Here is a 24,508-nt window from a genome sequence, read left to right on the forward strand (position 1 = left end):
CGCTACCGCCCCAGGTCCTTCAGCACGGCCCGCGCCGCATTGTGGCCCGGCGCGCCCGTGACGCCGCCGCCCGGATGGGCGCCTGATCCGCACAGATAGAGGCCGGGCACCGGCATCCGGTGGTCGGCGTTCCCCAGCACCGGACGGGCGCTGAACAGCTGGTCCAGCGACAGCCGGCCGTGGAAGATGTCGCCGCCGACCAGGCCGAAGCGCCGTTCCAGGTCGCGCGGCCCCAGCGCCAGCCGCCCGACCACCGAGGCCTTGAAGCCCGGCGCATGGGCGTCGACCGTGTCGATCATCAGATCGGCCACCGTATCGCGGTGCTCGTCGGCCAGATCGGGCGAGACGTGCTGACAGAACAGGCTGGCCACATGCTGTCCCGGCGGGGCGAGGGTGTCGTCCAGCGTCGAGGGGATCAGCATTTCGACGATCGGTTTTGAAGACCAGCCGTTCAGCCGCGCCTCGGCGTGCGCCCGGTCCATATAGGCCAGCGACGGGGCGATGATGACGCCGGCCGTCAGGTGATCGCCCTGACCCGGCAGGCTGGTGAAGTTCGGCAGTTCCGACAGCGCCACATTCATCCGGAAGGTGCCCGAGCCCGACTGGTAATTCCCGATCCGTTCGCGGAAATCCGCCGGCACGATCGCGTCGTCGACGAACCGTTCGAACAACAGGCGCGGATGCAGGTTCGAGACCACGGCCCGCGCCCGCACCACGTCTCCCGCCTCGGTCACCGCCCCGACCGCCCGCCCTTTTTCGGTCAGGACGGCGGCGATCGGCGTCTCCAGCCGCACGTCGACCCCGGCCTCGGCGCAGGCCGCGGCCATCGCCTGGGTGATCGCGCCCATGCCGCCGATGGCGTGGCCCCAGATCCCCTTGCGTCCGTTCACCTCCCCGAAGACGTGGTGCAGCAGCACATAGGCCGAGCCGGGCGTATAGGGGCTGGCGTAGTTGCCCACGACGCTGTCGAAGCCGAACAGGGCCTTGATCGGGTCGCTTTCGAACCAGCCGTCCAGCCAGTCGCCCGCCGACTTGGCGAACAGGTCCAGCAGGTCGCGCCGGCCCGTGACGTCCAGACCCGCCGCCTGCTTCCCCAGCGAGGCGCCCTTCAGCAGCTCGGGCAGCATGGCCATCCAGCCGCCCTCGACCATGTTGGGCGGGGCCTTCAGGATCCAGTCGCGCAGCACCGAGGCCACGACCTCCAGCCGCCGCTCGTATTCCGGCAGCCGCTCCGCATCCCGCGCCGAGAATTTGGCCAGCTCGCCCTGCGTCCGCCCCTCGCCCGCGAGGAAATACCGGCCGTCGTCGAAGGGCAGGAAGTTGGACACCTTGCGCTCGACCACCCGCAGGCCGTGCCGCGCCAGCTCCAGATCGGCGATGATCTTCGGGTTCAGCAGGCTGACGGTGTAGCTGGCGGTCGAGTTGCGGAAACCGGGATGGAATTCCTCCGTCACCGCCGCCCCGCCGACGACATGCCGCCGCTCCAGCACCGTGACCTTGAGCCCGGCCTTCGCCAGATAGAAGGCGCAGACGAGGCCGTTGTGGCCCCCGCCGAGGATGACGACGTCGGTGATGGTGGCGGTCATGGAATCTCCCGGCCCCACCTCTACCGGCTGGACCCGCCCTCCCGCAAACCGGAGGGCTAGACCGCCACGGCCAGGGACGGATCGGCCCGCAGGCGTTCAAGATCACGCCCCGGCGGCTGGCCGAACAGGCGGCTGTACTCCCGGCTGAACTGCGAAGGGCTGTCGTAGCCCACTGCGAAACCGATCCCGGCCACGTCGCGGCCCTGGCTGAGCAGCAGGTTGCGCGCCTCCTGCAACCGGATCTGCTTCTGGTACTGCAGCGGGCTCATCGCCGTGACCGCCTTGAAATGGCGGTGCAGCGAGGTCTCGCTCATCCCCGCCACCTCGGCCAGCCGCTCGATCCGCATCGGCTCGGCATAGTGTTCGCGCAGCCAGCGGATCGCCTTGCGCACCTGGTCCAGCCGGCCGCCCGCCGATCCGATCTGGCGCATCATGTCGGCGCGCTCGCCGGCCAGCAGCCGCCACATCAGCTCGCGCCGGATCATCGGCGCCAGCACCGCCGCCTCGCGCGGCCGGTCCAGCAGCCGCACCAGCCGTGTGACCGTATCGATCAGGTCGTCGTCCATGTCGCTGACCGCCAGCGCACGCACCGGCGCCGCTTCCGGGATGGCGCCTTCGGTCTCGATCAGCAGTTCGGCGATCGTCGCCGGATCCAGCGGCACGCCGATGGCCACATAGGGCGCCTCGATCACCTGCCCGCTGACCGGCAGATCGGCGGACACCACCAGATACTGCCCGGCGCGATAGGGATGGGTCTCGGCCCCCAGCGTCGTGTTCTTCGCGCCCTCCAGGATCACGCACAGCATCGGCTCATAGACCAGTTTCTGCGCTTCGGTGACGGCTGTGCTGGCGATCAGCTGCAGACCCGGCGAGAGCAACGGCCCCGCGCCGCCGGGCCAGGTCTCTCCGAGATGCCGGCGCACCAGCGCGGCAAGTTCGTGCAATCGGCTCATGGCGGCACTCAAGCTCTCACGGTCCGGGAATACAAGCGACCAGGCAGCTGTTTCGTCCAGATGGCAGGATCGTGCAAGAATCTGGCGTGATCGATCTACGGCCCTGAACCGCCCCGGGGCCATATCGGGGCTCCGATCAAAGGAGCCTTCCCATGACCTCTCCCGCCCCGAAAATCTGGTTCGTCACCGGCGCCTCGCGCGGCCTCGGCGCGGCCATCGTGCGCGCCGCCCTCGACGCCGGGGACCGCGTCGTCGCCACCGCGCGCCGCCGCGAAGCCCTGGTCGGGACCTTCGGTCCCGACACCGACAGCCTGTTGTCCGTCGCCCTCGACGTCACTCGCCCCGACGCTGTCCGCGCCGCCGTCGACGCCGCCCTCGCCCGCTTCGGCCGGATCGACGTGCTGGTGAACAACGCCGGCTACGGCCATCTGTCCGTGTTCGAGGAATCGACCGCGGCCGACGTCCAGGCCCAGTTCGACACCAATGTCTTCGGCCTGATGCATGTCACACGCGCCGTCCTGCCGGCCATGCGCGCCCGGCGCTCGGGCCGCATCTTCAACATCTCCTCGGTGGGCGGCGTCGTCGGCGGCGAGAGCGGAACCCTGTACTGCACCTCGAAATTCGCGGTCGAGGGCTTCTCGGAGTCGCTGGCCGCCGAGGTCCGCCGCTTCGGCGTCCATGTGACCGTCGTCGAACCGGGCTTCTTCCGGACCGACTTCCTGGACTCCACCTCGGTGCGCCACGGCTCGCACCCTGTCGCCGACTACGCCGAGGTCACCGCCGCGCTGAAGACCTTCTACGACGGTCGCAACCAGAACCAGGCCGGCGACCCCGCCAAACTGGCCCGGGCGCTGGTGACCCTCGCCGAAACCCCCGAGCCGCCCGTGCGCTGGGCCGCCGGCTCGGACGCGGTCGCCATGGTGTCCGGCAAGCTCGCCGGCATGCAGGCCGAGCTCGACGCCTGGCGCGACCTGTCCGTCTCGACCGACGGCGATTTCGCCTTCGCCCCCGAACCGGTCAACACGACCAACTGGGGCTGAGGCCCGTCAGTCCGCCGTCGCCGGCCGGGACTCCTCCTCCGGCCGGCGCACCAGCGACACCAGAACCACGCTGATCATCATCAGCAGGAACCAGCTGCCCAGCTTGGCCAGCGACACCGGATGCCAGCCGCCGCTCTGTGACGGATAGATCCAGGCGTTGGCGTATGTGCCGAGGTTCTCGGCCAGCCAGATGAAGACCGCGACCAGGAAGAAGCCGAGCAGGAAGGGCATCCTCCGCCGCGTCCGGTCCGGGGTGAAATAGAACCAGCCGCGCCCGAACAGAACCGCCGTCGCCGCGAACAGGCCCAGCCGGATGTCCGGCAGCCAGTGATGGGCGAAGAAGTTGACGTAGATCGCCGCCGCCAGGGCCCAGGTCGTCCACAGCGGCGGATAGTGGCGGAAACGGATGTCGAAGATGCGCTGGATGCGCGCGATGTAGCTGCCGACCGCCGCATACATGAAACCCGAGAACAGCGGCACCATGCCGATGCGCAGGACGCTGTCCTCCGGATAGATCCACGAGCCGGCCTGGGTCTTGAACAGCTCCATGATCGTGCCGACCACGTGGAAGACGAAGATCACCCTCGCCTCCTCCCAGCTCTCCAGCTTCAGCGCCAGCATGGCCGCCTGGATGAACAGGGCGCCGACGACGAGGAAGTCGTAGCGGCTGACCGGCGCCGCATCAGGCCACCACAGATGCGTCGCCAGCAGCAGGGCCAGCATCGCCCCGCCGAACAGACAGGCCCAGCCCTGCTTGATCCCGAACATGAGGAATTCGAAACCGTACCGGCTCCACGCCCGCCGGTCGGCCCAGTGCTGGAGACGGCCCAGCCAGTGACGGCCCCAGGTTTCGAGCGGAAGGCGGCGCGGTTCGGTCATGGGCGTCACCCTGACCGCATCCGTTCGCCGGGGCATGAGCGGAATGTGAGCATTTCACGCGGCGCGTGAAATCAACCCCGGCCGCGATACGTCGGCACGCCCTGGTCCGGCAGCCACAGCCCTTCGGGCGCCGCGCCCGTCTGCCAGAAGACGTCGATCGGGATGCCGCCGCGCGGATACCAGTAGCCGCCGATCCTCAGCCATGTCGGCTGCAGCAGGTCGGCGATCTTCTTGCCGATGGCCACGGTGCAGTCCTCGTGGAAGGCGCCGTGGTTGCGGAAACTGGTCAGGTACAGCTTCAGCGACTTCGACTCGACCAGCCAGTCGCCCGGCGCATAGTCGATGACGATGTGGGCGAAGTCCGGCTGGCCCGTCACCGGACACAGGCTGGTGAACTCCGGCGCCGTGAACCGCGTCAGATACAGGGTCCCGGCGTGGGGATTGGGCACGCGCTCCAGCTCGGCGGTTTCCGGACTGGTCGGCTGAACGGTTTGCTGGCCCAGCTGGTGCAGGCCGGATGTGTCGGTGGTCATTGCGGGGATGTAGCCGGTTCGGTTCGCGGCGTCATCTGGTGGCGGCGATGCGTGGCTGGTGGCTAGTGGCTGGCCACCGCTTGTGCGGAGGCGCGATCGGCGTCGCCCTTCCGCCGACGGTCGTGCGACAATCACTAGCCACTAGCCACTCTCACCATTTGCCTTCCCCCGCGACACCCCGCTATCCGTAGCGAAAGACAACTCGGGGAGCTCCGCATGGCCATTCCGGCGTCGCTGCAAAAAGGCCTGAAGCTGCCGGTCATCGCCGCGCCGATGTTCCTGGTCTCCGGACCGGATCTGGTGGTCGAGGCCTGCAACGCCGGCGTCATCGGGACCTTCCCCTCCCTGAACCAGCGCACCACCGAGGGCTATCGGGACTGGATCCACGAGATCAAGAGCCGGCTGGCGCCCGACGCCGCTGCGTTCGGCGTGAACCACATCGTCCACCCGACCAATCCCCGGCTGATGGCCGACATGATGGTTTCGGTCGAGGAGAAGGTCCCGCTGGTCATAACCTCGCTCGGCGCCGTGCGCGACGTGGTCGAGGCCGTGCACGGCTACGGCGGCGTGGTCTTCCACGACATCGCCAACGTCCGCCACGCCCGCAAGGCGGCGCAGGCCGGGGTCGACGGTCTGATCCTGGTCGCGAACGGCGCCGGCGGCCACGCCGGGATCGTCAATCCGTTCGCCCTCGTGGACGAGGTCCGGTCGTTCTTCGACGGGACCATCATCCTGTCCGGTTGCCTGTCCACGGGATCGGATGTCGCCGCGGCCCTCATGATGGGCGCCGACTTCGCCTATATGGGCACCCGCTTCATCTCGACGAACGAATCCGGTGCGCAGCCCGAGTACAAGCAGATGATCGTCGACGCCGGCGCGTCGGACATCACCTACACCCCCGCCGTCTCGGGCATTCCGGCCAATTTCCTGACGCCGTCCCTGATCGCCAACGGGATCGATCCGAAATCCCTGCCCGAGCACAAGCTGGACATGGGCGACGAGGCGAAGGCCTGGAAAACGGTCTGGTCGGCCGGCCAGGGCGCGGGCGCGGTGCATGACATCCTTCCCACAGCGCAGCTTGTTCGTCGGCTGACGGACGAATTTTCCGAGGCCTGTAACAAATTCGACAAGAAGCGCCTCTAGACCCCGGCCCGTTCCCACGAGGCCGAATCCCATGATCCGCACCCTGACGACCGCCGCCGCCGCGGCGACCGCCCTCCTCGCATTCGCCGGTGCGGCCTCGGCCCAGGACGCCGCGCCCGCCGCCGGATCGTGGTCCTTCGCCGTCGGCGCCGCGACCGACAACCGCTCCAAGGACGCTTCCAAGTCGAACGGCGAGGCCTATGTCTGGGGCGCGGCTGAGTGGGAGAGCGCCTCGGGCCTGTTTTACGCCGGGACCGGACTCGAGACCATCAAGAGCTCCACGGGCTCCGAACTGGAAGGGGAGATCGGCGCCGGCTTCACCCCGGACATCGCCGGCTTCGACCTCGACCTGAACGCCACCTTCAAACACCAGTTCGAGGCGAATCCGGGTACGGATGCTGACGCCTGGGAGTTCACCGCCGACGTCAAACGGTCCATCGGGCCCGCCAGCGGCCGCATCCGCCTGCAGCACTCGCCCGACGGCACGGGGTCGACCGAGGCCTGGACCTGGTACGAGGCCCGCATCGGCTGGGACTTCACCAACAAGCTGGAAGCCACCGCCTCCATCGGCCGCCGCGAACAGGACAACAGCATCGACTACACCGGCTGGAACGCCGGCTTCACCTACGCCCTGACCGACAAGCTGGAAGCTGACGTCCGCTATCACGCGACGGACGCGGAGGTCCCGGGCGAGCAATATGCGGACGCCCTGGTGGTCGGGCTCAGCATCGCTTTCTAAAACCTCGCTATTTCCGGCGAAGCTCCTATCTAGGAGCGATGAGCAACCATCGTCCCACGACCCTCGAACGCGCCTATGAGCTGGCGCGCGCCGGGGGCTGCCGCACCGTCGGCGACATCAAGACCGCGCTGCAGGCCGAAGGCTTCGAACGCATCCAGGACTCGCTGTATGGCCCCACGCTGACGGCCGCCCTTCGCAAACTGTGTCAGGACCACTACATCGCCACGCCCGAGGGCGAGGAAGCAGAATAGCCTTGCGGCTTGATTTCGCCGCAACGACAGGTCAAAAGCGAAATGTCGATCTCTCTGCGAAACGCCACCCTCTGCTTTCGCACTGAGGTCTAGCCGCTCCATTCAGACCCGACAGGCTCCAGGGGCTCTTCCCTGAGGCCAACGCTAACGGAGGTCCTGAAAATGGCTACCGGCACTGTTAAATGGTTCAACTCCACCAAGGGCTACGGCTTCATCCAGCCTGACGACGGCGGCAAGGACGTTTTCGTCCACATCTCGGCCGTCGAGCAGGCGGGCCTGCGCGGCCTGGATGAAAACCAGAAGGTTTCCTACGAAATCGAGCGCGACAAGCGTTCGGGCAAGGAATCGGCTGGTCAGCTGAAGACCGAAGGCTGAGTTCACGCGTCGGCCTTGCCGACGCATGATTTCGACGGCGGCGAGGGCGAAAGCCTTCGCCGCCGTTTTGCTGTCAGGAATCACAAGGCTTGCTATTCGACGACAAAGCGCCCACTTGGGGCTCCGTCGATCTCTTGCGAAACGCTGCTGCCCCTTTGCATCGCGCACCGAGGTCCAAAGCCGATCCCATCCAGACCCGACAGGCCGACCCGGAACCTCTTCCGGCGGTCAACGCCTAACGGAGGTCTCAAAATGGCTACCGGCACTGTTAAATGGTACAATTCCACCAAGGGCTACGGCTTCATCGCTCCCGATGACGGCGGCAAGGACGTCTTCGTCCACGCCTCGGCCGTCGAGGTCTCGGACCTCGGCACGCTCAACGAAAACCAGAAGATCTCCTACGAAGTCGAACGCGACTCGCGTTCGGGCAAGGAATCGGCCGGCCGCCTGAAGGCCGCCGAATAGTTTTCGATGCCTGCCGGGGCTGATGCTCCGGCTGATGGGAGGGCCGGCTGCCGAACAGGCGCCGGCCCGACTGTTTTTCAACCTCAGGAGACGCCGATGACCCCGCTTGCCGACATGATCCCCACCATGAGCGATCCGGACCTGAAGGCCCTGCGCCTCAACGCCCTGCGCCTGTCCGCCTCGACCACCGCCTCCCTGACGCAGATCGCCTCGGCCACCGACGTCATCCCGCTGATCGACGAAGAGATCGCCCGTCGCTCCGCCGACAAGACGGCCACCGCCGTCAAGAAGCCCCGCGCCCCGGCGAAGAAGAAGGTCGTCCCCGCCACCGGCCACCAGACCGCCCTGCCGGACAGCAAGGCCGCCTAGGCAATACCACCCTCACCGTCATCCTCGGGCTTGACCCGAGGATCAGACGTTGGGCCGGGCTCTGCGCCCGAAGACGGCCCCGCGAGACGGGCCGCACCCCACCCCCCGAGCGCCGGATGGTCCGATCCTCGGGTCAAGCCCGAGGATGACGGCGTTGGAAGTGCGCATCGGGCGACGTTAGCGTCGCTCGCGCCCTGATCACCCCAGCGCCTGATCCAGATCCGCGATCAGGTCCTCGACCTCCTCCACGCCGACCGACAGCCGGATCAGGTTGTCGGTCACGCCGCCCGCCTCGCGGACCTCTTTCGGCACACTGGCGTGGGTCATGATGGCCGGGTGATTGACCAGGCTTTCGACGCCGCCCAGCGACTCCGCGAGGGTAAAGACCTGAACCCGCTCCAGAACCCGTTTCGTCCGCTCCAGATCGCCGTCGATCAGGACCGTGACCATGCCGCCGTACTGGCCGTTCATCTGGCGTGACGCCAGCTCATGCTGCGGGTGGCTGATCAGGCCCGGGTAGATGACGCGGGCCACCCCGGTCTTCCGATCTTCCAGCCAGCGGGCCACGGCCAGGGCGTTCTCATTGTGCGCCTTCATGCGCAGGCCCAGGGTCTTCAGGCCGCGGTTGGCCAGGAAGGCGTCGAACGGCCCCATCACCCCGCCGACCGAATTCTGGAGGAATTTGATCTCCTTCGCGAGGTCAGGGTTCGCCGTCACCAGAGCCCCGCCGATGATGTCGGAGTGGCCGTTCAGATATTTGGTCGCCGAATGCATGACCACGTCGGCGCCCAGCTTCAGCGGCTGCTGGCTCCACGGGGTGGCGAAGGTGTTGTCGACGATCAGCAGCAGGCCGTGCCTCCTGGCGATCCGCGACAGGCCCTCGATGTCGGCCAGCTTCATCAGCGGATTGGTCGGGGTCTCGGCCCAGATCAGCTTCGTCTTCGGCGTGATCGCCGCCTCGACCTTCTCGAGGTCGCTGAGATCGACGTAGGCGAAGTCCAGCCCCATCGACCGGCGCCGCACCCGCTCGAACAGCCGCCACGAGCCGCCGTACAGGTCGTCGCCCGTCACGATGTGCGAACCGGCGTCCAGCAGCTCCAGCGCCGTCGAGGTGGCCGCCATGCCGCTGGCGAAGCCGAAGCCGTGGGTCCCGCCCTCCAGATCGGCCAGGCAGGCCTCGAAGGCCTCGCGCGTCGGGTTCTTGCCGCGGGCGTATTCATAGCCCTTGTTCACGCCCGGGCTTTCCTGGGCATAGGTCGAGGTGGCGTAAATCGGGGTCATCACCGCCCCCGTCGTCGGATCGGGCCGCTGACCGGCGTGGATGGCGCGGGTCGAGAAACCCTGGCTGTTCTTCAGCTTGGTCATCAATTGTCCTGGTCGAGGCGGCCGATGTTGCCGGCGTAGAAGGCAGAGGCGCGGGTGAAGATTTCCGCCCACTCCGGCGGTCTGAACAGATGGCCGGCCCCTTCGATCACTTCAACCCGTGCATTGATGTCGTGTTCGCGCAGGAAGGCGACCCAGGCCGCCGTGTTTCGCGGCAAGACGTGGGTGTCGTTCTCCGCCCGGATCATCAGCACCGGGATGCGCCGCCGGGGGACGCGGGGCGTATAGACGTCGACCCCGCCGGCCAGGCCGATCGCCGCCGCCGCCCGGCTGTTGCCCAGGGCGCCGTCGACCGCGACATAGGATCCAAGCGAATAGCCGAACATGGCGGTGCGCCGCCGGTCCACGCCCCGGTCGATGAACCAGTCTATGGCGTGCTCGCCCACGTCGCGCCAGGCTTCCATCATGCGTTCCGGACGGATCCCGTCGTCGGGAAAGGCGTCGGTGAACAGCGGCGTCAGCACCTGATAGCCGTCGCCCGCGAAACGCATGGCCAGTTCGTGCCACGGCCCCCGGTTGGTAATGCGACCGCCCGAGCCATGCATCATCACGATGGCGGCGCGCCGTCCCTCGCCGGCAGGGCGGTAGTGGATGGCGCGGATCGGCTTGCCGTGACTCTCGAAGGTCAGACCTTCGTAGGCCGGTTCGGCGGATTCCTGCGCCCACGCCCGGCCCGGCAGGCTGACGGCCGCGACGGCGACGGCCAGCAGGCTACGTCGGTGCATCTTCCCCGTCCCCGCGGCTTTCCAGAAAGGCGCGGGTCCGGCTCATCACCGCGCACCATGTGGGAAGATCATACTGGTGTCCGTCGAAGTCCAGCGCCTGGACCTCGACCGCGGCGCCGGCCTCTCGCAGGTCCTGCGCCAGTGCCCGGGTGGCGCGGACCGGAACCGCCTCGTCGCGCCGGGCGTGCAGCAGCAGGACCGACAGGTCGCGGCCGGCGAGGCTGTCGTCGACCCCGCCCCCGCCCGCCACGAGAACGGCCGAGCGCACCGGACTGCCGGGGGCCGTGGCCGCGTCGACGGCGACGCCCGCGCCCCGCGAATAGCCCCAAAGCGCCACCCGGCCGGCGGACAGGCCGGGCTCGGCCGCCAAGGCGCCCGCGGCGTCCAGCGCCGCCTGACGCCAAGCCCGCCCGGTCACCGTTCGCCGGCTCTGATCCGGCGCGCCCGCGTCGAAATAGGCGGGCAGGATGACGTGATAGCCACGCGAAGCCAGCTGGATCGCATGGGCGTCGAACAGAATGGCGTTCATCTCGAACCCCGTGCCGCCATGCAGCATGACGAGGCCCGCGCCGTTCACCTCGCCCCGAGGCGTATAGAGATACGCCCGGATCTGCCGGCCCCGGCTGTCAAAGGTCACCAGTTCGCGGGAGGCCCGCACCGCCACGTCGTCGGCGCATCCCGGCACGCCTGTGACGACCTGCGCCCTCGCCGCGCCGGGGCCGACCGCCAGAGCGGCCGCCAGGCCGATCAGCGCCATGCCCGCCAGCGGACGCCGGGCGCGGTGTCTCATCGATTGAGGCTCAGGTGGTTGATCAGGTCCGTCCGCGTAATCAGACCCACGAATTTCTCGCCGTCCAGCACGATCGCCACCCGGTCGCGGTCGAACAGCGGGATGAGGGCGTCGAGGCTCTCGCCGACCTGGACCGTGTCGAGATCCCGCGTCATCACCGTGCCGACCGGCTTCTTGAACCGTTCCTGACGTGTGATCTCGTCGGTATTCATCACATGGACGATGTCGCTCTCGTCCAGAATCCCGACCAGCCGGCCGTCCTGGATGATCGGCAGCTGCGAGACGTCGGCCCCGCGCATCCGCTTGAAGGCCGTGTCCAGGGTGTCTTCCGGCCCCGCCACGACCACGTCGCCCTTCTCGTATTTGCGCGAGATCAGGTCCGACAGGTCGCCGTGCAGCGGCTGGTCGCCCAGTCCCTGATCGGCCAGCCAGGCGTCGTTGTAGACCTTGGACAGATATTTGGCCCCGGTGTCGCAGACGAAGGTCACCACCCGCTTCGGCTCCGTCTGCTCCCGGCACCAGCGCAGCGCGGCCGCGATCAGGGTGCCGGACGAGGAGCCGGCCAGCACGCCTTCCTTCAGCAGCAGCTCACGCACCGTGGCGATCGCCTCGGCGTCGGGGATGGAATAGGCCTTGTCGATCAGGCTCATGTCTGCGGTGTCGGGCACAAAATTCTGGCCGATGCCCTCGACCGTATAGCTGCCCTCCGGACCCGGCACGCCGTCGTTGACGATCCCCGCCAGGGTCGAGCCGACCGGATCGGCGAGGATGACCTTCGCATCCGAGCCGACGCTCTTCAGATACCGGGCGATGCCGGTGATGGTGCCGCCCGAGCCAATGCCGGCGACGAAGGCGTCGATGTCGCCGCCCATCTGTTCCCAGATTTCCGGTCCCGTGGTCCTGAAGTGGGCCAGGGAGTTGGCGTCGTTGGCGAACTGGTTGACGTAGAAGCCGCCCGGGATCTGCTGCGCCAGCCGCTCGGCCATGTCGGTGTAGTATTCCGGATGCCCGTGCGGCACATCCGAACGCGTCAGGCGAACATCGGCGCCCATCGCCCTCAAATGCTGAATTTTTTCCTTGGACATCTTGTCCGGGATGACCAGAAGCACCTTATAGCCCTTGGCTTGGCCCACGAGCGTGAGCGCCAACCCCGTATTTCCGGCCGTCGCCTCGACGATGGTGCCGCCGGGCTTCAGAAACCCCTCCGCTTCCGCCGCTGCGATCATCGACAGGGCGATGCGGTCCTTGATCGACCCACCCGGGTTCTGCGCCTCCAGCTTCAGGAAGAGACGGCAGGGGCCGGTGTCGATCTTCGTCACCTCCACCATCGGCGTCTTGCCGATCAGGTCCAGCAACGAGCCGGTCGGACCGGACAGGACAGGCGTGGCGGCCAACGACATTCAATCACTCCAGAGGTTCGCGCCGGAAGCTAGGCGCGCCCTCTCCCCATCACAAGCCGCGCAAGATTTCGCCTCCGAAGAGGCCAGTCGTGCGTTATCAAGGATACAAATGAGCAAATCACCCCGCCGGCCCGTCGCCGGACTCCCCGACGAAGAAACCCTGATCGCCTTCCTCCGCGATGCCGGATCGGCCGAGAAAACCGATATCGCCCGCCATTTCGGCCTCAAGGGCGGCGAGCGCCGCGCCCTGCGCGAAATGATCCGCGCCCTTGAGGAAGCCGGAAAGTTGGGCAGGCGCGGCCGCAAGGGCTTCGCCGAGGTCGGCGCCATGCCCGCCGTCGGCGTCGCCGACGTGGTCGAGCGCGACATGGACGGCGAACTCTACGTCCGCCTGGTCGAGGCCTCGGCCGACGCCCCACGCGCCCTGCTGGTCCCGGACAATGGCAAGACCGGCCCCGCGCCCGGCATGGGCGACCGCGTCCTGGCGAAATTCACCCGCACCGAAGACGGCTGGGAAGCCCGGCTGATCAAGAGGCTAGACGCCGGCGCCAACAAGGTGCTGGGCGTCATCCGCAAGTCCAACAAGGAGGTCCGGGTCGAACCCGTCGACCGCAAGTCGAAGGACGTACTGATCGTCCCCCACGTCCAGGCCGAGGGCCTGCGCGACGGCGATCTGGTTCTGGCCGCCATCGAAAAGGGCGACCAGCGCTACGGGCCCAAACGCGGCAAGATCCTCGAGAAGATCGGCCATGAGGGCGACGCACGCGCCGCCTCCCTGATCGCCATCGCCGCCCACAATGTGCCGATGGGCTTCTCGGAAGCCGTCGAGAAGGAGGCGGAGAACCAGGAACTGCCCTCGCTGAAGGGCCGCGAGGACCTGCGCGACCTGCCGCTGATCACCATCGACCCCGCCGACGCCCGCGACCACGACGACGCCGTCTACGCCATGCGCGACGAGGACCCGAAAAACGCCGACGGCTGGGTCGTCTGGGTCGCCATCGCCGACGTCGCCGCCTACGTCCGGCCGAACACCAATCTCGACCGCGAGGCGCGCGAGAAGGGCAATTCCACCTACTTCCCCGACCGGGTCGAGCCGATGCTGCCCGAGCGGCTGTCGAACGGCCTGTGCAGCCTCAAGGAGGGCGAGAACCGCGCCTGCATGGCCGTGCGCATGGTCTTCGACAAGGACGGCCGCAAGACCGGGCACAAATTCGTCCGCGGCCTGATGCGATCCCAGGCCAAGCTCAGCTACGAACAGGCCCAGGCGGCCATCGACGGCCAGACCGACGATGCGACCGGCCCGATCATGGAGGCCATCCTCTATCCGCTGTGGAACGCCTACCGGACCATGCTCAAGGGCCGGCTGAAGCGCAGCCCGCTGGCCATCGAGAGCCCGGAACGCCGCATCCGCATGAACGACCAGGGCCAGATCATCTCGATCGAGCCCCGCGTCAGCCTCGAGGCCCACCGGCTGATCGAGGAAATGATGATCCAGGCGAACGTCTGCGCCGCCGAGACGCTGGAGCAGAAGAAGACGCCCCTGCTGTACCGCGTCCACGACGCGCCCAGTCAGGAGAAGCTGTTCAACCTCGGCGACTTCCTGCAGACCATCGGCAAGCCGTGGACCAAGGGCGAACCGGCCACGACCAAGCGCTTCAACAAGCTGCTGGACGAGACGCGCGGCGGCGACCACGCCGAGGTCGTCAACGAGGTGGTCCTGCGCACCCAGATGCAGGCGATCTATTCTGCCGAGAACGTCGGCCATTTCGGCCTGAACCTGGACCGCTACGCCCACTTCACCTCGCCGATCCGGCGCTATTCCGACCTGATCGTCCACCGTGGCCTGATCCGGGCGCTGGGCCTCGGCAAGGACGGGCTGACCGACCGCGAGGTCACGGAGCTGCCGGCCATCGCCGAACAGGTGACCATGACCGAGCGCCGCTCCATGGCCGCCGAGCGGGCCGCCATGGACCGCTACATGGCCGCCTTCCTGCAGGAGCGCGTCGGCGCCGCCTTCGGCGGCCGGATCACCGGCGTCACGCGCTTCGGCCTGTTCGTGCGGCTGGAGGAAACCGGCGCCGACGGTCTGGTGCCCGTCTCGTCGCTGGGCGGCGAATACTTCAGCCATGACGAGAAGCAGCATGCCCTGATCGGCGAACGTTCGGGTCAGCGCTGGACGCTTGGCCGCACGGTCGAGGTCAGGCTGAAGGAAGCGACCCCCATCACCGGCGGCCTGGTCTTCGAGATGCTGTCCGAGCCGGCGCCGCGCGACCCCAATGCGCCCGCGCCCCGGCTGGGCGCGCGCGGACGCGGCGGCGGCGATTTCCCCAAACGCGGCGGCGGCCGTCCCGGCGGACCCAAGCCGCCCAAGGGCGGCCGGCCCTCGGGCGGGCTGAAGGGCGTGCGCAAGGGCAAGCGGCGGTAGGCGCTTTGTCATCCCGGAAGCCGCGCGAAGGCCGCCGCGTGTCTCCCGGTCCGACCCTGACGGGCCCGCCCCGGGAGGACAGGATCATCAACGTCTGCGTCTCGGACCAGCGCTGCGCGCAGTCCGGGATGACAAGGCGGTCAGGCGCCCGCGAACAGGATCAGGTTTCCACTCGGATCGGCGACGATGAAGGTCCGCGCGCCCCACGGCTCTGTCCGCAGCGTCTGATGGAAGGTCACGCCCATATCGGCGATCTCGGCGTACAGGCCCTCGATGTCGTCAGTGGTCACGGTGGCCGAAAGAACCTCGCCTTCCGCCTGCCGCAGAGCCTCGGAAAACACGGGCCCGTCGACATGGCGCAGGTTCAGCTTTGCGCCGTCCCTGACCACCTGCGCATAGAAGGCCGGCTCGCCCCAGACGAGGGCCACGGTGAAGCCGAGGCTGTCGGTATAGTGCTGAAGCGCCGCCTGCATGTCGGTGACGAACAGCTGGGGTTCTGCGGTGAGCTTCATCGTCCGCTTCCCTGGTGACGACCGGGTCCGATCCTCATGCTATGCCGCCCCCGTGCGAACACCAGAAATCTTTGATGGCGATCAGGACGTGCGCGACGCCCCGCGCGTCGGAGGCGTCCAGCGGCCGAAGGACGCCGCCACCCTGATCCTCACACGGGTCCGCAAGGGCGCGCCCGAGGTGCTGATGGGCCGGCGCGCGCCGGGCCACGTCTTCATGGCGGCCAAATGGGTCTTCCCCGGCGGCCGCATCGACCGCTCGGATTTCGCCGCGGCGTCAGCCAACGACCTGCCTCACGCGGACATGGCCCGCCTGACCCGCGAAATGCCCGTCCGCCGCGCCCGCGCCCTCGCCCTGACCGCCGTGCGCGAGACCTTCGAGGAAACCGGCCTGCTGCTGGCCGAGCCCGCGCCCGTCGTCTCGATCGCGGGGCCCTGGCGCGAGTTCCGGGCCGTCGGCGCCCTGCCCGATCTGGCCGCCCTGTCCTATGTCGCCCGCGCCATCACCCCGCCCGGCCGCACGCGTCGCTTCGACGCCCGCTTCTTCATGGCCGACGCTAGGGCCCTGCTGCATCCCGAGCCGACCGCCGGTTCGGGCGAGCTCGACGAGATCGCATGGCTCCCGCTCGAAGAGGCCCGCGCCGTCGATCTGCCGGCCATCACCCGCTTCGTGCTGGGCGAGGTGTCAGAGCGGCTGGCGCATCCCGCCCGTCCCCTGCCCTTCGTCCGCATGGTGCGCGGGCGGCATGTGGTAGAGCATCAGGACTAGGCTGGAGGAGCCCCCTCCCGGTCATCCTCGGGCCCGACGTGCACCCATTGCACTCTTCGCACGCTTCGCACCCTGTTTTTCGGCCTAGGCGCCGGCCTTCGCCGCCGGCCGGGCCCGGCAGGTCTCCAGCCACCGCGCCAGATGGGCCAGCTCCTCGGGCGGCCGGTATTTGATCAGCCGCGCGAAATCCAGGCCGACGACCGCGACGATGTCGGCGATGCTGAACCGGTCCTCGGCCAGGAATTCGTGCTCGGCCAGACGGCGGTCCAGGGTCTTCATGAATTTCTCGGCCGCGACCCGGTTGTAGTCGGCCAGCTGGGGCATCTGAGCCGCCTCCAGCGCGGCCAGCGCCGGGTGGGAATGGCGCACGCTGAGCATGATCGGATTGGCGAGGTAAAATTCGCAGCGCCGCGTCCACATCTCGATCACCGCCTGCTCGCGGGCGTCGGCGCCGAACAGGTTGGGCTCCGGATACAGGGCCTCCAGATAGCGGCCGATGGCGATGGATTCCGAGATCGTCGTCCCGTCGTCCAGCTCCAGCGCCGGCACATGCGGCACCCCGACGCGGGTCCGGTATTCGGCCGTCTTGTGCTCGCCGACCATGATGTCGATCTCGACCAGCTCGACGTCCTCGATGCCCTTCTCGGCCATGACCCAGCGCACCCGGCGGGGATTGGGGGCGCGGTTCGAGGTGTAGAGCTTCATCGGGCGATCCTGGGGAGAGAGCTTGGCCTTAGCGGAATATGGCCGCCGGCATCGCGCCCACAATGGCCGCCGTCATCAGGGTGGCCAGAAAACCGGCGAACAGCCCCTTCCACACCAGACCCAGCACCTCCTCGCGCCGCTCGGGCATCAGCACGCTGAGGCCCGTCACGGTGATGCCGACCGAGCCGATATTGGCGAAGCCGCACAGGGCGTAGGTCATCAGCATTCGCGTCCGCTCGCTCATCTCGCCCGCGGGGACCTTGCCCAGTTCGATGAAGGCGACGAACTCGGTCAGGGTCAGCTTGACCCCCAGCAGCCAGCCAGCCTTGCCCGCCTCGGACCACTCCACCCCGGTCAGCCACGCCACCGGCATGAACAGCCAACCCAGCAGCCGCTCGACCGTCACATGGTCACCGAACAGCCAGAAGCCGCCCAGCATGACATTGACCAGGGCCACCAGGGCCACGAAGACGATGAGCACCGCAGAGATGTTCAGCACCACCATCAGGCCGTCGGCCGTGCCCTTGACGATGGCGTCGATGGCGCTGTCGTACTTCAGCGCGGAATCGTAGTCGGCGTGCGCCCCGCCCTCTCCGGGAGTCTCCGGAATGATGATGCGGGCCAGCAGCACGCCCGCCGGCGCCGAGACGATCGAAGCCACGAGCACATGACCCGCGGCGTTCGACATCACCGGGGCAAGGATCGAGGCATAGGCCACCATCGTCGAGCCGGCGACCGTGGCCAGGCCGACCACCATCATCAGGAACAGCTCGGACCGGGTCAGCTTGTCGAGGTAGGCGCGGATCACGATCGGGCTCTCGATCATGCCCAGGAAGATGTTGGCCGCCACCGCCAGCGCGGAAGCCCCGCCCAGCCCCATGGTGCGCTGGAACAGGATGCCGAATCCGTGGGTGATCCACTTCAGGATCTTCCAGTGCCACAGCAGGGCCGACAGGGCCGAGATCACCAGGATCAGCGGCAGTACCTGGAAGGCGAAGGTGAACAGAGCCGGCTGGTTGGCCACCGGATAGGGCTGGTCGCCCCCGGCCAGATAGCCGAACACGAACCGGGTCCCCCGGTTGGTCGCGACAGCCAGACCATCCACCGCGCCGGTGATCGCCGCCAGCACGTTCTGCGAACCCGGGATGGCGAACAGGGCCAGCACCAGCGCCGCCTGCACCGCGAGGGCGCCCAGCGTCAGCCGCCACGGAAAGGCGCGCCGGTTCTCGGACAGGGCCCAGCAGGCCGCGACGATGACGACGAGCCCGAGCAGGCTCTGGAGATTCAGCAGGCTGAACATGGACGCATTCCCCGACCGGCTCCCCGCCGGTCCCGTCCCGTTGAACGCCAGACAAGGCCGTGTGGCAAGCCGCCGACTGGCCGTGATCACTGCCGGGAAACCATGCCGCGATTTGAACGCCGCACGGCCAAGGTTCCGCTGCGCCCGAGCCCACACTTCGCCCGTATCCCGGCGCGCCATCACGTCACCGTGATCACCACGGCGACAGGGAGAAAGATGATGCGCAAGGCTCTGATGCTGGCCGCCGCCAGCGCAATGGTTCTGTCCGCCTGCCAGGCCGAGAGGCAGGAAAATGCTTCAACCGACGCCGCGGCGCCGGAGGTGCGGGAGGTCAACATCATCGAGCCGACGCCCCTGCCCAGAGCGGTCGCGCCGGCTGCGGAGCAGCGCGCGGAAACGCTGCCGCCGCCGAAGCTTCAGGTTCGGCCCGCGTCGCCCGGGACCCAAAGCTTCGCGCCCGCCCCGCGGACGGAAGCCGCCTCCTCCGCCGCTGTGGACCCTTCCCCTCTCCGGACGGCGCCTCCGCCTCGTCCCGAACCGCTCGCCCCGGTCGCCAGCATCGCCTACGCCTTCAGCTATGTGATGTCGGCCCCCAAGGATCGCGGGGCGGAACTGATGAGCCGGCACGAGTTCGCCTGCGTCACCGCCGGAGCGGGCCTCTGTCAGGTCGTCTCGGCCAACGCCGACTGGACCTCCCGCAACCCCGGGGGCCGGCTGGAGCTGCGCGGCCAGCCCGAATGGATCAACCGGTTCCGCGCCGGCCTCGCGCTCGACGCCCAGAACGCCGGCGGCCGGCTGGAAGAAGCCGTGACAGAAGGCGAGGACGTCACGCGCGGCATCGACGAGGCCGCCACTGGCTCGAAGACCACCGAGACCATCGCCGAACGGATCCGCGTCCTGCAGCGGCAGCAGGGCGGATCCCTGGCCCAGAAGCTCGACATCGAACGGCAACTGGCCGACCTGCAGCGTCAGTACGACGCCCAGCAGATCGAGCTGCGCGAACTGAACGCCCGTGTGCAGTCTGCCCGGCTGACGATCGACTACCGCGAAGCCGGCGTCATGGCTGCCGACAGCCCGACCCGTCCGGTGGCCAAGGCGCTTCAGAACGCCTTCGGCATTTCCATGGGCATGCTGGCGGCGCTGATCACCGCCGGTTCGATCATGCTGCCGGTGGCCGTCATCGGCGGCGCGGTGTGGTGGGCCACGGTGCGCCGTCGCCGGAAATCGGCCGAGGCCGCGGCCTAGATCTGGCCGCGGACCAGCCGGCCGTAGTCTTCCATCAGACCCAGGCTGAGGGCGCCGGGGGTGAATCGGTATTCGCCGATCTCGCTCACCGGCGTCACCTCGGCGGCCGTGCCGGTGACGAAGCATTCGCTGAATGTCGCCAGCTCCTCGGGCCGGATGTGGCGCACGACCACCTCTATGCCCTTGGCGGCGGCCATCTCGATGATCGTCTGGCGGGTGATGCCGTCCAGGATCGCATCGACCGGCGGGGTGTGCAGAACGCCGTCCTGCACGAAGAAGACATTGGCTCCGGTCGCCTCGGCCACATAGCCGCGCCAGTCCAGCATCATGGCGTCGGCGTAGCCGCGCTTCTCGGCGGCCGTCTTCGACATGGTGCAGATCATGTACAGGCCCGCCGCCTTGGCCGCCGACGGGGCGGTCATCGGGTCCGGCCGGCGCCATTTGGCCCATTCCATGCGGATGCCCTTCGCCTTGGTCTCGGCGTCGAAATAGCTGGGCCATTCCCACACGGCGATCGCCACATGGGTCTTGTTGTTGGCCGCCGAGACGCTGACCTGTTCCGGACCACGGTAGGCCACGGGCCGCACATAGCAGTCGGAAAGGCCCATCTTTTCGCAGGTTTCCTTGCAGGCCGCGTCGATCTCGGCCACGCTATAGGGAAGGTCGAAATCAAGCAGGTTTGCAGAACGCTTCAGGCGTTCGCTATGCGGGGTCAGCTTGAAGATTTCGCCGCCGTACATACGCTCACCCTCGAACACCGACGAGCCGTAGTGGAGGGCATGGGTCAGAACGTGCGTTTTCGCCTCCCGCCAGGGTACGAAATCGCCGTCCATCCAGATCCAGCCGTCACGATCGTCGAAAGGAACGAAGGCCATTGAATAACGTCTCCCGCGAAGTCACCCGGGTTAGAGCCCCCCGAACCGCTCAGGTCAACGCCCGGAACAGTCGGATCACATCCTCATGAGCGACGCGCGTCCCTATGGACGGTCCGGCCCGATCGCGGGGCCCGGCGCCGGTCGACACCTGCTGGTCGTCGATGACGACGACCGCATCCGCGAGCTGCTGAAGGAATTCCTCGCCCGCGAAGGCTATCGCGTCACGGGCGCCGCCCACGCGGCCGCCGCGAAACGGATGATGGAGCTGATCGAGTTCGATCTGGTCGTTCTGGACGTGATGATGCCGGGCGAGAGCGGTTTCGATCTGACGACCTGGGTGCGGTCCAAGGCCGAGACGTCCAAGACGCCCGTCCTGCTGCTGACCGCGCGCGGCGATCCCGACGACCGTATCGAGGGCCTGTCGCGCGGCGCCGACGACTATATGTCCAAGCCGTTCGACCCGCGCGAGCTGGCGCTGCGCGTCGACGCCATCCTGCGCCGCACGGGCGGCAAGCCGCTGACCCCGCGCGAGATCAAGCTGGGGCCGGCGGTGTTCGACATGGAGCGGCTGGAGCTGTCGAGGGACGGCAAGCCCCAGCGCCTGACCGAGGCCGAGGCCCAGCTTCTGAAGACTCTCGCCATCCACGCCCACTCCGCCGTGGAGCGCATGAGCCTGTCGCCAGACACGGCCGACATCACCGGCCGCGCCGTGGACGTCCAGGTCACCCGCCTGCGCCGCAAGCTGGAGGCCGACCCCAAGAACCCGCGCTACCTCCAGACCGTGCGCGGCGTCGGCTATATGCTGGCCCCGGACTGATCCGGCGATGAGGCTGCTTCCCGCCAGCCTCTGGCCGCGGTTCCTGAAGCGGCGTCTGCCGACCTCGCTGTGGGGCCGGTCGCTGCTGATCATCGTCCTGCCGGTGCTGGTCATGCAGGTGGCCGTCACCTGGGCCTTCTTCGACATGCACTGGCAGACGGTGACCGCCCGCCTGTCCGACGGCCTGGCCGGCGACATCGCCTGGGCGGCCGAAAGCTGGCGCGACGATCCGACCCAGCGGAACATGACCGTCATCTCCGAGCGCGCCCAGCGCTCGATGTCCCTGTCCATCGCCCTGCAGGACGGCGCGACCCTGCCCGACGAGAACCGGCGGGGGCCGGTCGGCGTGGTCGACCGCACGCTGGAGAAGGCGCTGGCGGCGCGGCTCGATCAGCCCTTCTGGTTCGACACCACCCGCTACCCCGCCTATGTCGACATCCGGGTGCAGCAGCCGCAGGGCGTGCTGCGCGTCATCGCCCCGCGCGAGCGGGCGGTCGCCACCCAGGCTCACATCTTCGTCCTGTGGCTGCTGATCGCCACCGTTCTGTTGATGGGCGTCGCCATCCTGTTCATCCGCAACCAGGTCCGCGCCATCGAGCGGCTGGCCGAGGCGGCGGAAGCCTTTGGCCGTGGCGAGACCCAGGAACGGTTCAAGCCGCACGGCGCCCGCGAGGTCCGCGCCGCCGCCGTCGCCTTCCTGGCCATGCGCGAGCGGATCCAACGCCACATCGACCAGCGGACCGCCTTGCTGGCCTCCGTCAGCCACGATCTGCGAACGCCCCTGACCCGTCTGCGCCTCGAACTGGCCCTGGCTCCCCCGTTCAAACGCGCCGGCGCCATGCAGGGCGACCTGGACGAGATGGAGCATATGATCGACGAATACCTCGCCTTCGCCCGCGGCGAGGCCGGCGAGGCCGCCCAGCCGGTTTCCCTGTCCGAGCTCCTGACCGCCGCCGGAGAGGACGCCCGGCGCGCCGGGGCCGAGGTCGAGGTCGTCGCGCCCGAGGGGCTGACGGCGTCGCTTCGTCCCCTCGGTTTCAAACGGGCCCTGACCAATCTGGCGGGCAATGCGGCCGCCCACGGCGAACATGTCAGGCTCAGCGCCCGCGCCCTGCCGTCAGGCGGGCTGGAGATCGCGGTCGAGGATGACGGCCCCGGAATCCCCGAGGACATGCACGAGGAGGCGTTCCGCCCCTTCTCGCGCCTCGACGCCTCGCGAAACCAGAACCACAAGGGGGTCGGGCTGGGGCTGGCCATCGCGCGCGATGTCGCGCGCGGCCACGGCGGCGACATCACGCTTGAGCGCAGCGACATGGGCGGGCTTCGGGCCCTGATCCGGCTGCCCGGCTGATCAAATTTCACTGCGGTGCTGGCCAAGCGTGGCCTTAGGGATCATCTTTCGCACGACCGGGGGGTCAGTGAGGATCAACATGACCAAGCTCGCTCTCCTTGCACCGATCGCCGCCGGCCTCGCCCTTTGGGCCGCGCCCGCTCTGGCGGATCCCGCCGCCATCAACGTCACCGTCGGTCCCGACGTGCTGGAAGACGCCGACGAACTCGGCCAGCGCGAAGTCCGGGAGCAGGCCTCGCGCCTCGCCGACGTCGTGCGTCGCACCCTCGCCCGGCGCGGCGCCCTCGACGGCGCCGAGATCAACCTGACCCTGACGGATCTGAAGCCCAACCGGCCGACGATGCAACAGATGGCCGACACGCCGGGACTGGACGGCATACGCAGCATTTCGATCGGCGGCGCGACCATCACCGGTCACGTGACCACGGCCGACGGCCTGATTCATCCGGTCGCCTACGACTGGTATTCGACGAGCATCGCCGACGTGCGCGGATTCGGCGCCTGGCAGGACGCGGACCGCGCCTATGCCCGTCTGGCGAACAACCTGGCCGACGGCCGCTACCAGACCCGCTAGAGCGACCGCGCCCTCTGAACGGCAGCGGCGACCGCAGAGGCCGCCGCACGGTCCAGGTCGCCGCCGGCCGCCATGGCGTCCAGGCCGGCGCGCGTGGTTCCGCCTGGCGAGGCGATGCGGGCGGTCAGCGCCTCCAGCGTTTCGTCCGTCTCGACCCCGGCCCCTGCAGAACGCAGGGCGCCCCGGGCCAGCCGCCGGGCCGCCTCATCCGACAGCCCTTCCGCCCGCCCCGCGTCGGCCAACGCCTGAACGAAGGCGTAGATGAAGGCGGGAGCCGAACCGGCGACCGCGGTGGCAGCGTCGATCTGTGCTTCCGCCTCCAGATCCACGACATCGGCCATGGGCGAGAACAGCGCCCGGGCGGTCTCGCGCGCCTCGGGATCGGCCGACCACAGGGCCGCGACGCCCCGCCCCTGCGCTACCGCCGTCGTCGGCATGACCCTCGCGACGGGCCGGGCGCCGGCCCGTGCGATATCGGCCGCCGGAACCCCCGCCATGACGGAGACCAGTCGCGTCTGCGCCCCCAGAGTACCGGCCAGCGGTGCGAAGGCCGCGCGCCATTTGGCGGGCTTCACCGCCAGCACCAGCACACCAGCGGCCCCCAGCTCGCTCCAGGGCGGGTTGATCCGCGCGCCACGGGCCCGCGCAGCCTCGGCGGCGGGCTTTTCCGACGGCGTGAGGATGATGAGATCGGAAGGCGCCACCGCGCCGGTCTTCAGCCAGCCCTCGACGATGGCCGAACCCAGCCGTCCGCAGCCCAGAAGGACGACGGGGCCGGAAGGTGCGGGAGGGGTCATGGCCGTCAGGCCGTGCCGACGGTCTCGAACAGGCAGGCGTCGATCGCCTCCTGCGGCTTCTTCGATCCGCGGATCATGAAGTCGAAGGCCGGGTAGTAGCGATCAGCGGCCTCGACCGCGGCGTCGATCATGGAGGCCGCCTGGGCCAGGGTCGGCCGCTCGCCCATCGGAAGGGCCAGCGAATGGCGGAAGACGATCTCGCCGTCCTCGGCCCAGACCTCGAAATGGCCCATCCAGGTGCGCTGGTTGATCAGGCCGACCAGTTCATAGGCGGCGGCGCGGCGCGTCCTGGACGCCTGCAGGTCGAGGGCGCAGCACAGTTGCAGGCAGTCGCCTTCCGGGCGCCAGGCGAACCACAGCTCATAGTCCTTCCAGTCGCCGGCCAGGGCGAAGGCCAGGTCGCCTTCGTCGGTGCGGTCGAACGGCAGGTTTTCGGCCACCAGGACGTGTTCCACGACATCCAGCGGATCGTAGGGAACATCGACTTCTTCGGGCCGTGCAGCGTCCATC

General features: G+C 68.5%; 27 protein-coding genes. 13 read left to right on the forward strand and 14 right to left on the reverse strand.

Going from position 1 to position 24,508, the window contains the following annotated elements; translation table 11 throughout:
- Positions 1-2 precede the first annotated feature (2 nt).
- Both BrevBR_RS03005 and BrevBR_RS03010 read right to left on the reverse strand, forming a co-directional pair.
- A complete protein-coding gene (locus BrevBR_RS03005) occupies positions 3-1,586 on the reverse strand; it encodes a phytoene desaturase family protein (protein ID WP_339999884.1) in 1,584 nt (527 codons plus the stop codon).
- 56 nt (positions 1,587-1,642) lie between these two features.
- On the reverse strand, positions 1,643-2,539 hold the full coding sequence (locus BrevBR_RS03010; RefSeq protein WP_332639064.1) for an AraC family transcriptional regulator: 897 nt from the start codon (positions 2,537-2,539) through the stop codon (positions 1,643-1,645).
- Positions 2,540-2,691: 152 nt separating this feature from the next.
- Here BrevBR_RS03010 and BrevBR_RS03015 point away from each other — a divergent pair, with 152 nt between their 5' ends.
- Positions 2,692-3,579, forward strand: coding sequence for an oxidoreductase (locus tag BrevBR_RS03015; RefSeq protein WP_339999885.1), 888 nt, complete (start codon positions 2,692-2,694; stop codon positions 3,577-3,579).
- Between the two features lie 6 nt (positions 3,580-3,585).
- Here the strand turns inward: BrevBR_RS03015 and BrevBR_RS03020 are convergent, their stop codons facing one another.
- Both BrevBR_RS03020 and queF read right to left on the reverse strand, forming a co-directional pair.
- Complete coding sequence (locus tag BrevBR_RS03020) at positions 3,586-4,458, reverse strand: DUF817 domain-containing protein (protein WP_339999886.1); 873 nt, start codon at positions 4,456-4,458, stop codon at positions 3,586-3,588.
- 71 nt (positions 4,459-4,529) lie between these two features.
- Positions 4,530-4,991: a preQ(1) synthase gene (gene queF / locus BrevBR_RS03025; RefSeq protein ID WP_332639068.1), complete on the reverse strand. Its 462-nt coding sequence runs from the start codon at positions 4,989-4,991 to the stop codon at positions 4,530-4,532.
- Positions 4,992-5,207: 216 nt separating this feature from the next.
- On the opposite strand from queF, the gene BrevBR_RS03030 reads away from it, so the two are divergent.
- The 6 genes from BrevBR_RS03030 to BrevBR_RS03055 all read left to right on the forward strand — a co-directional run bounded on the left by BrevBR_RS03030 (position 5,208) and on the right by BrevBR_RS03055 (position 8,333).
- Complete coding sequence (locus BrevBR_RS03030; protein WP_339999887.1) at positions 5,208-6,134, forward strand: NAD(P)H-dependent flavin oxidoreductase; 927 nt, start codon at positions 5,208-5,210, stop codon at positions 6,132-6,134.
- A 31-nt stretch (positions 6,135-6,165) separates the two neighbouring features.
- Entirely contained in the window at positions 6,166-6,873 is a 708-nt protein-coding gene (locus tag BrevBR_RS03035) for a TorF family putative porin (protein ID WP_339999888.1), read from the forward strand.
- Between the two features lie 38 nt (positions 6,874-6,911).
- Positions 6,912-7,124: a hypothetical protein gene (locus BrevBR_RS03040; RefSeq protein WP_332639071.1), complete on the forward strand. Its 213-nt coding sequence runs from the start codon at positions 6,912-6,914 to the stop codon at positions 7,122-7,124.
- 162 nt (positions 7,125-7,286) lie between these two features.
- Entirely contained in the window at positions 7,287-7,499 is a 213-nt protein-coding gene (locus BrevBR_RS03045) for a cold-shock protein (RefSeq protein WP_055828888.1), read from the forward strand.
- 252 nt (positions 7,500-7,751) lie between these two features.
- On the forward strand, positions 7,752-7,964 hold the full coding sequence (locus tag BrevBR_RS03050) for a cold-shock protein (RefSeq protein ID WP_332639074.1): 213 nt from the start codon (positions 7,752-7,754) through the stop codon (positions 7,962-7,964).
- Positions 7,965-8,060: 96 nt separating this feature from the next.
- Entirely contained in the window at positions 8,061-8,333 is a 273-nt protein-coding gene (locus BrevBR_RS03055; RefSeq protein WP_339999889.1) for a hypothetical protein, read from the forward strand.
- 198 nt (positions 8,334-8,531) lie between these two features.
- Here the strand turns inward: BrevBR_RS03055 and BrevBR_RS03060 are convergent, their stop codons facing one another.
- The 4 genes from BrevBR_RS03060 to BrevBR_RS03075 are packed head-to-tail and all read right to left on the reverse strand — an operon-like array spanning position 8,532 to position 12,631.
- On the reverse strand, positions 8,532-9,698 hold the full coding sequence (locus tag BrevBR_RS03060) for a cystathionine gamma-synthase (protein ID WP_332639076.1): 1,167 nt from the start codon (positions 9,696-9,698) through the stop codon (positions 8,532-8,534).
- Positions 9,698-10,441, reverse strand: a complete 744-nt coding sequence (locus BrevBR_RS03065) for an alpha/beta hydrolase family protein (RefSeq protein ID WP_339999890.1) — start codon at positions 10,439-10,441, stop codon at positions 9,698-9,700. Before BrevBR_RS03065 ends, BrevBR_RS03060 begins: the two co-directional genes overlap by 1 nt.
- Positions 10,428-11,231, reverse strand: coding sequence for a dienelactone hydrolase family protein (locus tag BrevBR_RS03070; protein WP_339999891.1), 804 nt, complete (start codon positions 11,229-11,231; stop codon positions 10,428-10,430). The genes BrevBR_RS03065 and BrevBR_RS03070 overlap by 14 nt, the downstream gene beginning before the upstream one ends.
- Complete coding sequence (locus BrevBR_RS03075) at positions 11,228-12,631, reverse strand: pyridoxal-phosphate dependent enzyme (RefSeq protein WP_332639079.1); 1,404 nt, start codon at positions 12,629-12,631, stop codon at positions 11,228-11,230. The genes BrevBR_RS03070 and BrevBR_RS03075 overlap by 4 nt, the downstream gene beginning before the upstream one ends.
- Before the next feature lie 109 nt (positions 12,632-12,740).
- Between BrevBR_RS03075 and rnr the strand changes: the two genes are divergently transcribed.
- Entirely contained in the window at positions 12,741-15,056 is a 2,316-nt protein-coding gene (gene rnr / locus BrevBR_RS03080) for a ribonuclease R (RefSeq protein ID WP_339999892.1), read from the forward strand.
- 140 nt (positions 15,057-15,196) lie between these two features.
- Here rnr and BrevBR_RS03085 read toward each other — a convergent pair whose 3' ends face one another.
- Positions 15,197-15,568: a VOC family protein gene (locus BrevBR_RS03085; protein WP_339999893.1), complete on the reverse strand. Its 372-nt coding sequence runs from the start codon at positions 15,566-15,568 to the stop codon at positions 15,197-15,199.
- A gap of 88 nt (positions 15,569-15,656) precedes the next feature.
- On the opposite strand from BrevBR_RS03085, the gene BrevBR_RS03090 reads away from it, so the two are divergent.
- Entirely contained in the window at positions 15,657-16,334 is a 678-nt protein-coding gene (locus tag BrevBR_RS03090; protein WP_332639083.1) for an NUDIX hydrolase, read from the forward strand.
- An 84-nt stretch (positions 16,335-16,418) separates the two neighbouring features.
- On the opposite strand, the gene BrevBR_RS03095 is transcribed toward BrevBR_RS03090, so the two are convergent.
- Both BrevBR_RS03095 and BrevBR_RS03100 read right to left on the reverse strand, forming a co-directional pair.
- Positions 16,419-17,039 (reverse strand): glutathione S-transferase family protein, encoded by a 621-nt coding sequence (locus BrevBR_RS03095; RefSeq protein WP_339999894.1) that lies wholly within the window; start codon positions 17,037-17,039, stop codon positions 16,419-16,421.
- Positions 17,040-17,067: 28 nt separating this feature from the next.
- A complete protein-coding gene (locus BrevBR_RS03100) occupies positions 17,068-18,339 on the reverse strand; it encodes a NupC/NupG family nucleoside CNT transporter (RefSeq protein ID WP_332639086.1) in 1,272 nt (423 codons plus the stop codon).
- A gap of 219 nt (positions 18,340-18,558) precedes the next feature.
- Between BrevBR_RS03100 and BrevBR_RS03105 the strand changes: the two genes are divergently transcribed.
- A complete protein-coding gene (locus tag BrevBR_RS03105; RefSeq protein ID WP_339999895.1) occupies positions 18,559-19,584 on the forward strand; it encodes a DUF4349 domain-containing protein in 1,026 nt (341 codons plus the stop codon).
- Here BrevBR_RS03105 and BrevBR_RS03110 read toward each other — a convergent pair.
- Positions 19,581-20,459 carry a branched-chain amino acid aminotransferase gene (locus BrevBR_RS03110; protein ID WP_332639088.1) on the reverse strand — a complete coding sequence of 293 codons (879 nt, stop codon included), beginning with the start codon at positions 20,457-20,459 and terminating at the stop codon, positions 19,581-19,583. The two genes, BrevBR_RS03105 and BrevBR_RS03110, sit on opposite strands and share 4 nt — an antisense overlap.
- An 85-nt stretch (positions 20,460-20,544) precedes the next feature.
- Here BrevBR_RS03110 and BrevBR_RS03115 point away from each other — a divergent pair, with 85 nt between their 5' ends.
- From BrevBR_RS03115 to BrevBR_RS03125, 3 genes are all read left to right on the forward strand, one after another.
- A complete protein-coding gene (locus BrevBR_RS03115; protein ID WP_332639089.1) occupies positions 20,545-21,276 on the forward strand; it encodes a response regulator transcription factor in 732 nt (243 codons plus the stop codon).
- 7 nt (positions 21,277-21,283) lie between these two features.
- Positions 21,284-22,627 carry a sensor histidine kinase gene (locus BrevBR_RS03120; protein ID WP_339999896.1) on the forward strand — a complete coding sequence of 448 codons (1,344 nt, stop codon included), beginning with the start codon at positions 21,284-21,286 and terminating at the stop codon, positions 22,625-22,627.
- A 79-nt stretch (positions 22,628-22,706) separates the two neighbouring features.
- A complete protein-coding gene (locus tag BrevBR_RS03125) occupies positions 22,707-23,201 on the forward strand; it encodes a hypothetical protein (protein WP_332638551.1) in 495 nt (164 codons plus the stop codon).
- Here the strand turns inward: BrevBR_RS03125 and proC are convergent.
- Both proC and BrevBR_RS03135 read right to left on the reverse strand, forming a co-directional pair.
- Positions 23,198-23,998, reverse strand: coding sequence for a pyrroline-5-carboxylate reductase (gene proC / locus BrevBR_RS03130; RefSeq protein ID WP_339999897.1), 801 nt, complete (start codon positions 23,996-23,998; stop codon positions 23,198-23,200). The genes BrevBR_RS03125 and proC overlap by 4 nt on opposite strands.
- Before the next feature lie 5 nt (positions 23,999-24,003).
- Positions 24,004-24,507 (reverse strand): YbjN domain-containing protein, encoded by a 504-nt coding sequence (locus tag BrevBR_RS03135; protein WP_332638549.1) that lies wholly within the window; start codon positions 24,505-24,507, stop codon positions 24,004-24,006.
- Between the last annotated feature and the right edge of the window lies 1 nt (position 24,508).

The sequence above is a fragment of the Brevundimonas sp. BR2-1 genome (assembly GCF_037626195.1).
Classification (GTDB): domain Bacteria; phylum Pseudomonadota; class Alphaproteobacteria; order Caulobacterales; family Caulobacteraceae; genus Brevundimonas.